General features: G+C 74.4%; 15 protein-coding genes. 9 read left to right on the top strand and 6 right to left on the bottom strand.

Annotation, left to right across the window (positions count from 1 at the left end; translation table 11 throughout):
• The first annotated feature begins 37 nt into the window (after positions 1 to 37).
• Both NOCJ54_RS27180 and NOCJ54_RS0119895 read left to right on the top strand, forming a co-directional pair.
• Positions 38 to 682: a maleylpyruvate isomerase N-terminal domain-containing protein gene (locus NOCJ54_RS27180; RefSeq protein WP_051486161.1), complete on the top strand. Its 645-nt coding sequence runs from the start codon at positions 38 to 40 to the stop codon at positions 680 to 682.
• Positions 683 to 701: 19 nt separating this feature from the next.
• A complete protein-coding gene (locus tag NOCJ54_RS0119895) occupies positions 702 to 1,313 on the top strand; it encodes a maleylpyruvate isomerase family mycothiol-dependent enzyme (RefSeq protein ID WP_028656884.1) in 612 nt (203 codons plus the stop codon).
• Between the two features lie 38 nt (positions 1,314 to 1,351).
• On the opposite strand, the gene NOCJ54_RS29590 is transcribed toward NOCJ54_RS0119895, so the two are convergent.
• Together NOCJ54_RS29590 and NOCJ54_RS0119905 are read right to left on the bottom strand one after the other, a co-directional pair.
• Positions 1,352 to 1,501, bottom strand: a complete 150-nt coding sequence (locus tag NOCJ54_RS29590) for a hypothetical protein (protein ID WP_157514978.1) — start codon at positions 1,499 to 1,501, stop codon at positions 1,352 to 1,354.
• A 148-nt stretch (positions 1,502 to 1,649) separates the two neighbouring features.
• On the bottom strand, positions 1,650 to 2,897 hold the full coding sequence (locus NOCJ54_RS0119905) for a hypothetical protein (RefSeq protein ID WP_028656885.1): 1,248 nt from the start codon (positions 2,895 to 2,897) through the stop codon (positions 1,650 to 1,652).
• A gap of 174 nt (positions 2,898 to 3,071) precedes the next feature.
• Between NOCJ54_RS0119905 and NOCJ54_RS27185 the strand changes: the two genes are divergently transcribed.
• The 3 genes from NOCJ54_RS27185 to NOCJ54_RS0119920 are packed head-to-tail and all read left to right on the top strand — an operon-like array spanning position 3,072 to position 7,677.
• Entirely contained in the window at positions 3,072 to 4,379 is a 1,308-nt protein-coding gene (locus NOCJ54_RS27185) for an FAD-binding oxidoreductase (RefSeq protein WP_051486163.1), read from the top strand.
• Positions 4,380 to 4,438: 59 nt separating this feature from the next.
• Entirely contained in the window at positions 4,439 to 5,692 is a 1,254-nt protein-coding gene (locus NOCJ54_RS28625) for a BTAD domain-containing putative transcriptional regulator (protein ID WP_051486165.1), read from the top strand.
• A complete protein-coding gene (locus tag NOCJ54_RS0119920) occupies positions 5,689 to 7,677 on the top strand; it encodes a sensor histidine kinase (RefSeq protein WP_028656886.1) in 1,989 nt (662 codons plus the stop codon). The genes NOCJ54_RS28625 and NOCJ54_RS0119920 overlap by 4 nt, the downstream gene beginning before the upstream one ends.
• Positions 7,678 to 7,690: 13 nt before the next feature.
• On the opposite strand, the gene NOCJ54_RS27195 is transcribed toward NOCJ54_RS0119920, so the two are convergent.
• Positions 7,691 to 7,909: a hypothetical protein gene (locus NOCJ54_RS27195; protein WP_036518883.1), complete on the bottom strand. Its 219-nt coding sequence runs from the start codon at positions 7,907 to 7,909 to the stop codon at positions 7,691 to 7,693.
• A 222-nt stretch (positions 7,910 to 8,131) separates the two neighbouring features.
• On the opposite strand from NOCJ54_RS27195, the gene NOCJ54_RS0119930 reads away from it, so the two are divergent.
• Complete coding sequence (locus NOCJ54_RS0119930; protein ID WP_028656887.1) at positions 8,132 to 9,451, top strand: uracil-xanthine permease family protein; 1,320 nt, start codon at positions 8,132 to 8,134, stop codon at positions 9,449 to 9,451.
• A 238-nt stretch (positions 9,452 to 9,689) separates the two neighbouring features.
• On the opposite strand, the gene ligD is transcribed toward NOCJ54_RS0119930, so the two are convergent.
• Positions 9,690 to 11,255, bottom strand: coding sequence for a non-homologous end-joining DNA ligase LigD (ligD, locus tag NOCJ54_RS0119935; protein ID WP_028656888.1), 1,566 nt, complete (start codon positions 11,253 to 11,255; stop codon positions 9,690 to 9,692).
• 88 nt (positions 11,256 to 11,343) lie between these two features.
• On the opposite strand from ligD, the gene NOCJ54_RS0119940 reads away from it, so the two are divergent.
• From NOCJ54_RS0119940 to NOCJ54_RS0119950, 3 genes are all read left to right on the top strand, one after another.
• The gene (locus NOCJ54_RS0119940; RefSeq protein ID WP_028656889.1) at positions 11,344 to 11,670 is read left to right on the top strand and encodes an ArsR/SmtB family transcription factor; all 327 of its coding nucleotides are present in this window, start codon (positions 11,344 to 11,346) and stop codon (positions 11,668 to 11,670) included.
• Complete coding sequence (locus NOCJ54_RS0119945) at positions 11,667 to 12,143, top strand: SRPBCC family protein (protein WP_028656890.1); 477 nt, start codon at positions 11,667 to 11,669, stop codon at positions 12,141 to 12,143. Before NOCJ54_RS0119940 ends, NOCJ54_RS0119945 begins: the two co-directional genes overlap by 4 nt.
• Before the next feature lie 286 nt (positions 12,144 to 12,429).
• Complete coding sequence (locus NOCJ54_RS0119950) at positions 12,430 to 12,867, top strand: DUF4383 domain-containing protein (protein WP_028656891.1); 438 nt, start codon at positions 12,430 to 12,432, stop codon at positions 12,865 to 12,867.
• A gap of 7 nt (positions 12,868 to 12,874) precedes the next feature.
• Here NOCJ54_RS0119950 and NOCJ54_RS0119955 read toward each other — a convergent pair whose 3' ends face one another.
• Complete coding sequence (locus NOCJ54_RS0119955; protein WP_028656892.1) at positions 12,875 to 13,558, bottom strand: lysoplasmalogenase; 684 nt, start codon at positions 13,556 to 13,558, stop codon at positions 12,875 to 12,877.
• Between the two features lie 46 nt (positions 13,559 to 13,604).
• A complete protein-coding gene (locus tag NOCJ54_RS0119960; RefSeq protein ID WP_028656893.1) occupies positions 13,605 to 14,054 on the bottom strand; it encodes an HNH endonuclease in 450 nt (149 codons plus the stop codon).
• Between the last annotated feature and the right edge of the window lie 293 nt (positions 14,055 to 14,347).

Here is a 14,347-nt window from a genome sequence, read left to right on the forward strand (position 1 = left end):
GCTGGCGCGCTCGCCCGACGGCCGCCACGCTTCACCCGTGGAACGTCGAGGTGGGGCTGCCGAGCTGCTGCGCGCCCAGTGGGACCTGCTGCGCGGCTGGCTCGAGGACGAGCGGGTGCTCGACCACGCCGGTGCGCCCTCCGGGCTGGGCGCGTGGACGGTCAGCGACCTCGTCGTTCACCTCGGCTTCGCGCTCCGGATGGTCGCTGAGGTGACGCCGAGCGAGCGCGAGCCCCTGACGCTCGTCGAGTACGTCGGCGGCTACGCCCCGGCGCACGACCAGATCGCCGCCGACACCCATGAGGTGGCCGACCGGCACCGGGGGTGGGAGCTCGCCGGCATCGACTCGCTCGCGGCGCCGGCATGGGCGGCGATCGACGCAGGCCTGCCGGACGTCGTGCTCGGCCGGCGGGGTCCGTTGCGCGGGGAGGACTTCCTGCTCACGAGGCTGCTCGAGCTCGTCACCCACGGCGACGACCTGCACCGCTGCCTGCTCCAGCACACCGGCGCCGATCGGCCCACGCCGCTGCTGCCCGCCGCAGTCGACCTCGTCGCTGCGGCCCTGGCCGAGGGTTACGAGCAGGTCGCCGGTGCGCGGCCAGCCTGGACCGGGCTGGAGCTGGTGCGGCTCGCGACCGGCCGCACGCCGAGCGACGACCCGCACCTGCCGCTGCTGTCGTGAGCATCATGGAGGGGATCAGATGACGGCAACCGTGTTCCTGCAGGCAGCGGAGATGTTCGCCGGCGCCGTCGAGCAGGTCCGTGACGACCAGTGGGACCAGCCCGGCTTGGGCGAGTGGGACGTGCGCGCGCTCGTCGGGCACACGCTGCGGGCGGTGACGACCGTGTCCTCCTACCTCGCCCAGCCGGCACCGGACTCGGTCGAGTGCGGGAGCGCGGGGGAGTACTTCGTGCGCGTGCGGACCCTGCCTGCCGCCGACGACCGCGCCGTCGCCGACCGCGGCCACCAGGCCGGCCGGGACCTCGGGCCCGACCCGCTCGCGACCGTGCGTGCCGGCATCGCCCGGGCCAGGGATCGGCTGGCACAGCTGGAGGATGCCGACCCGGTCCTGCCGACGGTGGCCGGCGGGATGCGCCTCAGCGACTACCTGCCCACCCGCACCTTCGAGCTGCTCGCGCACAGCAACGACCTCGCCGCCGCGACGGGAGCGGCGCTCGTCGTACCGCCAGAGGTGGCGGAGTCCGCCCTGCAGACCGCGGTGGCGGCGATGGCGCGGCTCGGCGACGGCCACGCGCTCTTCCTGCACCTGCTGGGCCGGCCGGGCGGCGAGCACCGGCCGATGTTCGGCTGAGTCCGGCGTCGAGCGCGCCGAGCAGGTCAGGGAGCGGGTCAGGCGAGCGAGGTCAGCTGGCCCCGGCAGTCTTCGAGGACCAGGCCGCGGAGCAGCGCCTCGTCGACGAGCTCGCGCAGCTCGACCGGCAGCTGCTCGCGGTCGAGATGGTCCTCGCCGAGGCAGGTGAGCAGGTCGCTGAGCTCCATGACGGGCTGGTACCCGGCGCTGTGACCGGCATCCGGGTGGGCGGTGCCGCGGGCGGGCCGGCGCGGATCCGCCACGGGATGCAGCCGGGCACCCGGCCCGCTGCATCCCGCGGCAGATCGTCACAGGCAGATCGTCACCGGTGGTCGGTCACCGCACCCGCACCGTGATCGTGCGGGCCTTGGTGCGCGAGGTGGCGGCGATGGTGATCCGCAGCTTCTGCCCGCGCTTCGCCTTCACCGTGGTGACCAGGCGGCCCTTCGACAGCTTCGCGGCGCGCAGCAACTTGCCGCCGCGGCGGACGGTGACCTTCGCCGCCAGCGGCGGGGCCGCCGGTGCGCTGGCCAGGACCACCAGCCGGGCCTTCCTCGCCGTGCGCGAGGCGGTCGTCGCCGTGGCGCGGAGCCTGGGCTTGCGCAGGGCCGGCTCGACGGTGACCGGGCGAGCCGACGCGTGGTGGTCGGCGTAGCCGGCCGCGGTGACCCGGACGTCGACGCCGATGCGGTGCCCGACGTCGGCGGCGACGGGCGTGTAGGTCGCCCCCGTCGCGCCGGCGATCACGACGCCGTCCCGTGTCCAGCGGAAGTAGGCGTAGTCCCGGTGGTCCGTGGTCGGCGGGGCCGCCGCGAGCCGGCTGCCGACCCGGGGCGTGCCGGTGATGAGCGGCTCCGAGGTCGCCACGATCTCGCCGAGCCCGACGTAGCTGCCCTGGGAGCCGGAGTACGCCGTCGCGTAGTCGGTGCGCTTCAGCGTCGCCTGCACCCAGACCGGCTGCGCGGCGTCCGACGGCCCGAGCGTGTACGACGTCCCGGTGGCTCCCGGGATCGGGTTGATGCTCCGGAACCACTGGTAGGTCACGGTCTCGAAGACCGGGTCGGTCCTGGGCGCGGAGGTGACCCGCAGCGTCTCGCCCACGCGGAAGGTGCCGGAGACGCCCGGCGAGGCGGTCACCCGCATCTCGACGGGCCCCTGGACGACCGCGGTCTCCGGCGACAGGCCGCTGAACGCGGTCGGGTACCCCTCCTTGAACGCCGCGACGCTGACCGAGATCCGCTTGCCGAGGTCCTCGGGGCGCACCTTGAACTGGTTGGTCGCCGTGGCCAGGGAGAACGTGCCGTCGACGAGCCAGTCGTACTGCACCCGGTCCGGCGTGGGAGTGAAGGTGTTGTAGGCGAACAGGGTCTGCCCGACGCGCGGCGTGCCGCTGATCGACGGGACGGTCCCGGTCATCACTGGGGTCGACGTACCGCCGCCGCCACCACCGCCACCCCCGCCGCCGGGGTCGCGGGGGTCGGTGGGCACCTCGGCCACCGCGGGGGTGGCGAAGGCAGCGAGCGCCAGCGTCGCCGCCAGGGCGGACAGGGCGCCGCGGAGGCGGGGTCTGCGAGAGCTGAACATGTGGTCCTCGTGGGGGGTTGGGGATCTGACCCGGCCACGCTCGCGGCGACCGCTGCGGTGCGGGTGGGCAGCGACTGGAGCCCCGCTGGAGCCGAGCGGCCCCCGGGCTCCAGCCGGACCCCAGCGCAGTGCGGGAGAACTGTCGCGACCCACCACCGAACCGAAGGAAGACCGATGACCATCGACCAGTCGAGCGACGCCCGCATCGCCGCGTTCAACCTCGCCCACCAGCACCGCCCCGGCCGGGTCGTCACGCCGACGACCGCGGCCGGCGTGGCCGACGCCGTGCGGGAGGCGGCGGTCCGCGGCGACCGCGTCCACGTCGTGGCCACCGGCCACGGACTGCTCGCGCCCGTCGAGGGCGGCACGGTCGTCTCGACCGCCGCCCTGGCCGACGTCCACGTCGACCCGGAGGCGCGCACCGCCCGCGTCGGTGGCGGCGCCCGCTGGGGCCAGGTGCTCGAGGCGGCTGCGCCGTACGGCCTCGCCCCCGTCTGCGGCTCCTCGCCCACGGTCGGCGTCGTCGGCCTGCTGCTGGGCGGCGGCCTGGGGCCGGCCGGGCGCACGCTCGGCTGGGCCAGCGACCACCTCCGCCGCCTCGAGCTGGTCACCGCCACCGGTGAGCAGCTCAGCGTCACCGCGGACTCGCACCCCGAGGTGTTCCGCGCCGCCCGCGGCGGCAAGCACCTGCCCGGTGTCGTCACCGAGGTCGAGATCGGCCTCGTTCCGATGGCCGAGGTGTACGGCGGCGGCCTGTTCTTCGCCGCCGAGGACGCCGGACGTGTGCTGCACGGCTTCGTCGACTGGAGCCGCGACCTGCCGGAGACGGTCACTCCGTCGTTCGCGATCCTGCGGCTGCCGGACCTCCCGCAGGTCCCGGAGCCGCTGCGGGGTCGGTGCGTCGTGCACGTCCGGGTCGTCGTCGCCGACGGGGACGCCGAGGCCGGTGCCGCCACTGTGGCGCCGCTGCGCGCGCTCGCGACCCCGCTGGTCGACCTGGTCGGCCCGATGCCCTACGCGGCGATCGGCGCCGTGCACGCCGACCCCGAGGAGCCGATGCCGGTGATGGACGGCGGCGTCCTGCTCCGCGACCTCGAGCACGGGTTCGTCGACGCCCTGCTCAGCGTCATGGGCCCCGAGCAGCACGTGCCCTTCGCCGTCGCCGAGGTCCGGCTCCTCGGTGGTGCCCTGGCCCGGCCGACGGCCGGTCCTGACGCGGTGGTCGGCCGCGACGCCGCCGCGCAGCTGTTCGTGGTCAGCGCGCCGGCACCGGACCTGTTCACCACGGCGGTCCCCGCCGTTGCGCAGGCGCTCGTGGGGGCCGTGGGCGCGTGGTCGACCGGCGTCGTGCAGCCGAACTTCGTCGGTGCGCTCAGCGGCCCGAACCCCTGGGTGCGCGCCTGGCCGGCCGACGTGCGCGACGCGCTCGACGCCGTACGCGCGGAGCTCGACCCGGCAGGGCTGTTCGCGGGCCCGCGGTGAGCCTGGCCGTTGCGGGCGAAACGGCCCGGGAGGCGCCGTCGCTGGATAGTCTCCCGGCCGTGAGGGTCAGCGTCCTGGGCCCGGTCGAGGTCGAGGTCGACGGCCGGCTGCTCGATCTCGGAGCGCGCAAGCAGCGCAGCCTGCTGGCCGTGCTGTGCCTGCACCGCGGCCGGCCGGTCAGCGTCGGCGCCATCGCCGAGGCGCTGTGGGGCGACGAGCCGCCCGCCAGCCACGCCGTCACGCTGCAGGGCTACGTCTCCGACCTGCGCAAGGTTCTCGAGCCGACCCGCGCGCCGCGCAGCGCGGCGACCGTCGTGCTGACGACGCCGACGGGCTACCAGCTCGCGATCCCGCCCGAGGCGTTCGACACCGTGCGCCTCGACGACGCGCTGCGGGCGGCGTCGGAGGCCTTCCCGCGGTCGGCGGACGAGCCGTGGCGCCCGCTGCGCGAGCCCGACCCGGACCGGCTGGTCCAGGCGGCCGAGGGCCTGGACCTGGCGCTGGCCGGCTGGCGCGGCGAGCCGTACGCCGACCTGCCGGACGAGGTCGCCCGGGCCGAGCGCGCCCGGCTGCACGAGACGCGCACGACCGCGATCGAGCTGCGCGAGGCGATCCGGCTGCACCTCGGCGACGCCGTCGAGGCGTCGCGCCGGCTGGAGCCGCTGGTCCTCGAGGAGCCCTACCGGGAGCGGCTGCACCTGCTCCAGGCGGTCGCGCTGGTGCAGGCGGGCCGCCAGGTCGAGGCGATGGCGCTGCTGCGCCAGCTCCGAACGACCCTGCGCGAGGACCTCGGCATCGACCCCGGACCCGCGGTCGCCGCCCTCGAGACGGCCGTCCTGCAGGGCCGGCTCGAGGGAGGTCGGCCGCGCCCGAGCGCCGACGTGCGCGTCGTCCTCGTCGACGACCACCCCGTGTTCCGGATGGGCATGAGCGGCCTGTTGTCCTCGCTGGAAGGCCTCGAGGTGGCCGCCGTCGTGGGCGACGCGGACGCGGCGCGGGCTGCCGTCGACGAGTCCGTCGACGTCGTGCTCATGGACCTGGACCTGGGCGGCGACTCCGGCATCGACCTCACCGCCGAGCTCACGGCGCAGTACCCGGACCTGCAGGTGCTGGTGATGACGATGCACGACGAGGACTCCTTCGTCCGTGCGGCACTGGCCGCGGGGGCGGCGGGCTACCTCGTGAAGTCCGCGGAGCCCGACGACGTGCACCGCGCCATCCGTGCGGTCGCCGCCGGCGAGCTGGTCGTCGGCGCCCAGGTCGCCCGCGCCGCGCGCTCGCACCTCGGCGGCGCGCACCGGGGTCGCCCGTGACCGGCGCCCGCGGCTGGCGGGTCCTCGCCTGGCTGCTGGGGGCGCTCGGCTGGGGCACGGTCGTCGCCGCGCTGGGCACCAGCCTCGTCGCCGGCCGGATCCCCGACGAGGTCGCCAACTGGGCGATGGACCTCGTCGTCGCCACGCTCTACTCGGTCGTCGTCGTGGTCCTGCTGCCCCGCACCCGGCGGCTCGCGGTCTGGATCATCGCGCTGACCGGTGTCGGCTGCGGCGTGGCCGGGCTGGCGACCTCCTGGGTGACGCTCGAGGCCGGCACGCCGGGGCAGGGCGCGGCGCTCTACCTCCAGTACTGGACCTGGACGCCCGGCCTGTACGCCGTCGTCGCGGTCCTGCCGTTCATCGTGGTCGGCCCGGTGCCGCGGTGGCGCACGGCGGCCGCAGCGGCCGGCGCCGTGCTGGCCGTCGCGGGGACCCTGCCCGGCATGACCGTCGTCGCGCCCGGCCTCCCGCACAACCCGCTGGGCATCGACCACGCCGGCTGGCAGGAGTGGATCCGCGACTCCACGCTGTGGCTCGACCGCTCCGTGACGGCGATGGGCGCGTTCGCCGCGGTGTGGCTGTTCGTGCACGCGCGGTCGCTGCGGGCACGGCAGCGGCAGGGCGTGCTGTGGCTGGCCACCGGCCAGGTGCTGCTCGTGGTCGCGATGGTCGTCTTCCTGCTGCCGTGGCCGGACAACCAGGCCCGGCTCGCGGCCGAGGTCAGCGGCGTGACCCTGCTGCTGGCGCAGGTGTTCCTGCCCGCCGCCCTGCTCGTGCTGGTGCTCGGCCAGCGGCTGTGGGGGATCGAGGCCACGGTCGACCGGGCCACCGTGTGGACCTCGCTGACCGCCGCCGCGGTGGCGGCCTACCTGGTGCTGGTCTCCGGGCTCGCGCGCGTGCTACCCGACGGGTCCGGCCTCGCGCAGGGCCTCGCCGTGCCCGTGCTCGCCGTCAGCTTTCTGCCCGCCCAGCGGGCCGTGCAGCGCCGCGTCGACACCCTCGTCTACGGCACCGGGTCGCGACCCGACGAGCTGTGGTCGGCGATCGACGTCTCCAGCGAGCACGACCTCGACGAGCTCGCCGACCGGCTGCGCCGCGGCCTGCGGGTCGGCGCCGTGCGGATCCTGCCCGTCGGCCCGGACGGCACCCTGCCTGCCGCACCGGGGGGACGCAGCAGCGACGTGGTGCGCACGCTCAGCAGTCGCGGGCGCGAGGTCGGCCTGCTGGTGGTCACGCCGCGAACGGGTGAGCGGCTCGACCGTCGTACCTCCGCGCTGCTGGACCAGGTCGCCGGCCTGCTTGCGACGGTGCTCGACCTCGCCCGCGCCAACGAGGCGCTGGTCGCGGCCCGCAGCCGCCTGGTCGGCATCCGCAACGAGGAGCGGCGCGTGCTGCGCCGTGACCTGCACGACGGCCTCGGGCCGGCGATCGCCGGCATCCGCCTCGGCCTCACCGCCGCCCGCAACCTGCGCGAGCGGGACCCGGAGGCGGCCGACCGGATGCTCGACCAGCTCGGCGAGGAGCTGCAGCTGCGCAGCGAGGAGGTACGACGGATGAGCCGCGGGCTCCTCCCGCCGGCCCTCGACGAGGGCGACCTGGCGGCGGCCCTGCGTGCGCTGGCGGACCGCTTCGCCGGCGCGGACCTCATCGTCCAGGTGGACGTGTCGCCGCAGGTGCAGCCCGGTCCGGTCGCGCAGACTGCGCTCTACCACGTCGCGTCGGAGGCGCTGCTCAACGTGCACCGGCACGCGATGGCGACCCGGTGCGAGGTCGTGGTCCGGCCGGGGGAGGACGGCGGGGTCGTGCTCGTGGTGACCGACGACGGCGTCGGCCTCGACGAGCAGGCGGCCCAGGGCATCGGCCTGCGGTCCATGCGCGAGCGCGCCGAGGAGCTCGGCGGCAGCGTCGCGACCACCTCGCCCGGCGCGCGCGGCACCCGTGTCGTCGTCCACCTTCCGCCCCTCGGCGGCGCCGCCCCAGCTTAGGGGCTCTGGCGGCTCAGCGGTCGCGGCGGTCGCCGCGCCGCCACTGGCTCCAGCAGCACAGCAGGCAGATCAACCACGCGGGGACGATGACGGCGTCCTCGAGGTGCACGCCGTGGGTCTCGGAGAACTCCCACAGCACCGGCCCCGACAGCGCAGAGCTGCCCGCCACGCCGGTGACCGCGAGCAACGTGGTCAGCACGGCGACGACGAGGGCCTGGGTGCGGTCGGACACGAGGCAGCAGCCTAGGGGGTGCCCCACCACGAGGTGCGCCCCTCTGCGCCGCGAGGGTCGGGCGCGCGTCGTACCCACGCACCTCGTGCCGCGAAGCCTCACACCTCGCGGTGCGAAGCCTCACACCTCGCGGCACCCCGGTGCGACCCGAGAGGTGGGGACTCCTAGGCTTCCGGGCGGCCCGGACGTGTGTGCGGGTGTCGCTCAGCAGCAGGAGGCACGATGTCCTGGTCCATCCACGGGGACGGCCGGTCGGTCGTCGACGGAGAGGTCGTCAAGCCGGGGGAGCGGCTGTCGTGGCCGCGCACCCTCGGGCTCGGTGGCCAGCACGTCGTGGCGATGTTCGGCGCGACCTTCCTGGTGCCGATCATCACGGGCTTCGACCCGAGCACCACCCTGCTCTTCTCGGGCTTCGGCACCCTGCTCTTCCTGCTGATCACCGGCAACCGGATGCCGAGCTACCTCGGCTCGTCGTTCGCGTTCATCAGCCCGGTGCTGGCGGCGAAGAGCGGTGGTGACATCGGTACGGCGCTCTTCGCGATCGTCGCCACCGGCGCCGCGCTCGCGCTCGTCGGCCTGCTGGTCATCAAGGTCGGCACCGGCTGGATCCACGCGCTGATGCCGCCGGTCGTCATGGGCGGCGTGGTCGCGCTGATCGGCTTCAACCTCGCGCACGCGTCGTGGAACAACGTCATCAACCTCGACGCCGGCGGCAGCTTCGCGCCCGGGCAGAAGCCGGTCGACGACGAGCACCTGCTGCTCGCCACGATCACGGTGCTCGCGATCGTCGTCATCGCCTCGCTCTTCCGCGGGATCATGGGTCGGATCGCGGTTCTCCTCGGCTTCGTCGTCGCCTACCTGGTCGCCATCCCGATGGGCGTGGTCAGCTTCGACGCCGTCCGGGCCGCCGACTGGGTCGGCCTGCCGCAGCTCACCAGCCCCGACGTCGACTGGAGCGTCCTGCCGATGTTCCTCCCCGTCGTCTTCGTGCTCGTCGCGGAGAACGTGGGCCACGTCCGCTCCGTCGCCCACCTCGTCGGCGACGACTCGCTCAACGACCTCACCGGTCGTGCCCTGCTCGCCGACGGCGCCGCCACGGTCGTGGCCGGGCTCGGCGGCGGCTCCGCCACCACGACGTACGGCGAGAACATCGGCGTCATGTCCGCCACCCGCGTCTTCTCCACGGCGGCCTACTGGGTGGCCGGCGTCGTGGCGATCCTGCTGTCGCTGTCGCCGAAGTTCGGCGCGCTGCTGTTCACCATCCCCAACGGCGTCATCGGCGGCGCCACCCTCGTGCTGTACGGCGTGATCGGGCTCATCGGCGTGCGGATGTGGATCGACGCGCGGGTCGACTTCGGCCAGCAGAAGAACCTCTTCCCGGTCGCCGCCGCGCTGATCCTGGCGATGGGCATGGGCAACGACGTGATCGGCTTCGGCGACTTCACCCTCGGCGGCATCGCCGTGGCGACCGCCGCGATCCTCGTGCTCTACCACCTGATGGCGGGCCTCGAGCGGGTGCGCGGGGCCGACGTCCCGCGCTGACCGCCTGTGCGGACCGTCACGCCGGTCGGGGAATAGTCGCGGGGGCGGGGCTGGTTGTGCCCGTCAGCTGGTCTGACTCATGCCCCCGGGCCTCACCACTTGCCGCTACGAGCGGCCACTCGCCGAGAGGCGGCTGACGGACCAGCGAGCATCACCGTGCAGCCACCCGCCGGGTAAGCCCCGGTCAGGGTGGCTGTCCGGGTTTTCGGGCGGGGCCAGCCGGACCGGGGCAGCAGCGTCAGGTGATCTCCGGCAGCTCCTGCGCGCTGCCGAGCAGGGCGCGGAAGGGGTCGCCGCGCTCGGCGATCCGGTCCAGGACGGTGCGGATCGTCCAGCGGTCGGGGCGCAGGTCGGGGTCGTCGAGCTCGGACCACGAGATCGGCACCGACACCGGCGCACCGGCCCGCGGCCTGGGGGAGTACGGCGCCACGAGGGTCTTGTTGATCGCGTTCTGCGTGAAGTCCAGGCGCGCCTTCCCGCCGCGGGCCTTGACCTCCCACTTCCAGCTGACCAGCTCCGGCACGACCTTGCCGACCGTGCGCGACAGCTTCTCCACCCACGCCCGGGTGTCGTCGAAGGTGTAGCCCGCCACCACCGGGATCCAGATCTGGATCCCGCGGCTTCCGGTCACCTTCGCCCGCGCGGTGACGCCGAGGTGCTCGAGCGCGGTGCGGTGCAGGCGGGCCAGGGTGAGCACCTCGTCCCACCCGGTCCCCTCACCGGGGTCGATGTCGACCAGCGCGTAGGTCGGCTCGTCGGGCTCGTCGGTGCGCGAGGTCCACGGGTGCCACTCCAGCGCGCCGAAGTTCGCGGCCCACACCAGCGCCGCGGGCTCGTCGACCACGACGTAGGTCGACGTCTCGCCCGGGTCCGCGGCCGGGTTGTCCCACGCGCCCACCCAGTCGGGGGCGTGGTCGGGGCGTGCCTTGTGCCAGAAGCCCTTGGCGTCCGCCCCGTCGGGGTAGCGGTGCAGGTTGAGGGCGCGCCCCTCCACGTACGGCAGCACGACGGGGGCGATCCGTGCGGTGTAGGCGAGGAGCTCGCGCTTGGTGACCGGCGGGTCGCCGGGGAAGAGCACCTTGTCGAGGTTGGTGACCTTCAGGCTGCGGCCGTGGACCTCCCACGTGCCGGACTTCCCGAGGTCGGCGAGCGCGTCGATCGCCTCGGCCGGCAACGGGTCCGGCACGAGCAGCTGCTCGGCCTCCGCGGCGTCGGCGCCGGAGCTCCACGTGCGGTCGGGGTCCTCGGCGACCTCGTCGTTGGTGCGCCCGCTGAGCACCGAGCGCGGGTGGTCCTCGGGGTCCCAGCCCTCGACGGCGTGGTCGTCGTGCTTGTGCAGCAGCATCCACGACTCCTTGCCGCCGTCGTCCTTGGTGCGCACCAGCACCAGCCGCCCGCGCAGCTTCTGCCCGTGCACCTCGGCGTGCAGCTCCCCGTCGCGTACGGCGCGGCCGGGGTCCTTCGTGCGCACCGGCTCCCACGTGCCGGTGTCCCAGACGATGACGTCGCCGCCGCCGTACTCGCCCGACGGGATCACGCCCTCGAAGTGGAGGTACTCGACCGGGTGGTCCTCGACGTGCATCGCGAGGCGACGCACCTCCGGGTCCAGGGTGGGTCCCTTCGGCACCGCCCAGCTGACCAGCACCCCGTCGATCTCGAAGCGCAGGTCGTAGTGCAGGCTGCTCGCCCGGTGCCGCTGGACCACGAAGCGCGGCCGGTCGCTGCCGCCGCCGTCGTCGCCGCTGGGCTCCGGGGTGCGCGAGAAGTCGCGCTTGCGCCGGTAGGTGTCAAGCAGGTCGGCCATGGACGGGCGGTGCCCGGGGCGGCGGGCTCCATGCCAGCCGCGCTCCGAGGGGTGTCGGAATCGATCCGTAAGCGGTAACTTACGGAAGGTGACCACTCACGCCGTGGACGCGTGGTCCGCGCTCGCCGACCCGACGAGGCGGGAGATCTTCGCACGCCTCTCGGTGCGCCCGCGGTCGGTCACCGACCTGGCCAGTGAGCTGCCGGTCAGCCGCCCGGCGGTGTCGCAGCACCTCAAGGTGCTCAAGGACGCCGACCTGGTGCGGGTGCGGGCCGAGGGCACCCGCCGCATCTACAGCGCCGACCCCGCGGGCCTGCGCGAGATGCGGCAGGAGCTCGAGGGCTTCTGGAGCGCGACGCTGGCGAACTTCAAGCGGCTCGTCGAGGACGGGCCACCGGCCGAGGAGGACGGATGAGCACGACAGGGGACGAGGACGTACGGCTCGACGTGACCGTCGAGGCGACGGTGGAGCGGGCCTTCCAGGTCTTCACCGAGCAGTTCGACCAGGTCAAGCCGCGCGAGCACAACCTGCTGGCGCCCGAGGAGGTCGTGGAGACCGTCCTCGAGCCCCGGGTGGGCGGCGACGTCTACGACCGCGGTGCGGACGGCGGCACCTGCCGCTGGGGGAGGGTGCTCGCGTTCGAGCCACCCCACCGCCTGGTCTTCTCGTGGGACATCTCGCCCACGTGGCAGCTGGTCACCGACCCGGCCGAGGCGAGCGAGGTCGAGGTGAGCTTCACCGAGGCCGGACCGGGCCGCACCCGCGTGGAGCTCGTGCACCGGCACCTGGCCCGCCACGGCGCGGGCTGGGAGTCGCTGCGCGACGGCGTCGCCGACCAGGGCGGCTGGCCGCTCTACCTCGAGCGCTACGCGGCGCTGGTCGACTGAGCCCACCGCCAGCCCACCCCGATCCGGTCCGTACGACGAGCCGGCGCTCGTCGTACCGGAAGGCCGGCCGGCCCGCGGCCCTGACCGCGGGCCGACCGGAGGTCCCGGGCGCTCGCTCCCCATGTGAGCGAGCGACCGACGTCGTCCTCCATGGTGGGCACGCCGGCCGCTCGCCGTGGGCGATTTTCGCGAGGAACAATCGGATCCGATGGTCCGGTCGGTCCGCTGCGGGACTCACGCGCCGGGGGCGGGGTATCGCGCGGCCATGACCACGACGACACAGTCCATGACCAGCACCCCCCTGCAGAAGGCGACAGCGACCGTCGCTGCGACCTTCCTGGTCGTCGGCATCCTCGGCTTCATCCCCGGGATCACGACCAACTACGACGACATGACCTTCGCCGGGCACCACTCGAACGCCCAGCTGCTCGGCATCTTCGGCGTCTCCGTGCTCCACAACATCGTGCACCTGCTCTTCGGCGTCGTCGGCTTCCTGATGGCGCGCTCGTGGTCGGGCGCGAAGGCGTACCTGATCGGTGGCGGCGCGATCTACCTCGTGCTCACCGTCTACGGCTTCGTCGTCGACCGCCACGCCGACGCCAACTTCGTCCCGGTCGACAACGCCGACAACTGGCTGCACCTCGTGCTCGGCCTCGGCATGATCGGCCTGGGCGTCTTCCTCGGCCGCACCAACGACGGCCACCGCACCAACCTGCCGGGCTGACCGGCCCTCAGGACCGCGCGGCGCCCTCGCTGATCAGCAGCTGACCGGCGGTGTACGTCGCCATGACCACCGCCTCCAGCCGCTGCGGCGGGTCCTGGAGGAGGAAGGTCCGCGCACCGAGCACCGAGTCCGACAGCAGGAAGAGTCCCGCGCCGGCGGCCGTCATCAGGCAGGCGTCGCGCGGGACCTCCGGGCCGAGGTGGCTCGCGGCCGCGACCATCGAGGTCAGCACCGCGGAGTAGCCCAGCACGGTCGCACCCAGCGCGCGCTCCTGCCGACCCGCCGCGAGCGCGACCGCCGGAGCGGTCACGAGCCACGCCGCGGCCGCGCCGCGGACCGCCTGGTTCTGCAGCGGGCTCGCCGAGCGCTCACGGTGGCGCAGGAAGCCGCTGATGTAGGCGACGTGGCCGACGCCGAACGACCGAGCACCGGCGGAGAAGGCGCGCGGTCCCTCGCCCAGCAGCAGGACGTCGCCGCCCCAGCCGAACGCCTGGCCGGTGAGGGCGGTGGACCGCAGCCGGGCACCCCGCGCCCGCTCGTCGGTCGCCAGCGACGCGGCCAGGACCGGCATCAGCATCGGCTTGGTGACCAGCCGGGCACGGTGGGCCCACCGGCTGCGCGATCCCGCCAGCAGGGTGTCGGCAGCGGCGAGGGCGCCGTAGGCCAGCTTGAGCCGGGTCGTCGTACGCATCCGCGCAATGTAGCGCCGGGACCAGCCCTCCAGTGGGCGAACTGGGTCAGCGGGCCAGCGAGGCAGCGAGCTGGGCGCGCGTCGGCACGAACGGGTCGACCCGCAGCCGCATCCCCGCCTCCGCCGGCGTCCGGTTGCCCTTGCGGCCGTTGCACGGCCCGCACGCCGCGACCGTGTTGAGCCACGACCAGGTGCCGCCGCGGCTCTGCGGGAGGACGTGGTCGACCGTCGTCGCGTGCCGCCCGCAGTAGGCGCACACGTGCCGGTCGCGCACCAGCACCCCGGAGCGCGAGAAGCCCGCGGGTCGGTACATCCACTTCGCCGCGACGTAGCGCACCAGCCGGATCACCCGCGGCCACGGGTGCGGCCCGATCATCCGGTCCTCGTGCGCCTCCTCGACCGTCGCGACCTCGCGGAAGAGCATCCGCACCGCGTGCTGGAAGGTCACCGTCCCGAGCGGCTCGTAGGAGGCGTTGAGCAGGGTGACGGTGGTCATCGCGAGCTCCTTTCCTCCCTTCCTGTGACACGACGGTACGCCGACCGGCAGGCCGCCGCCCAGCACTTTGCGCCCGCTCGTCGCGTCCCGCCGGTCCGGTGCTGCCAGCCGCCGGTGGTTGAGGTGCGAGGCCGCCCGCGGCCGAGCCTCGAAACCTCCGGCCCATCGCGCCGGGCTGTGGTGGGCACAGTCCGCCCCGCAGGCCCGGTGGTTTCGAGGCTCCTCGCTGGCGCTCGTCGCACCTCAACCACCGGGAGTCCGGCGCCGCCGGCCACCGGGAGTCCGGTCCTGCC

The organism is Nocardioides sp. J54, from assembly GCF_000519005.1.
Taxonomy (GTDB): Bacteria; Actinomycetota; Actinomycetes; order Propionibacteriales; family Nocardioidaceae; genus Nocardioides.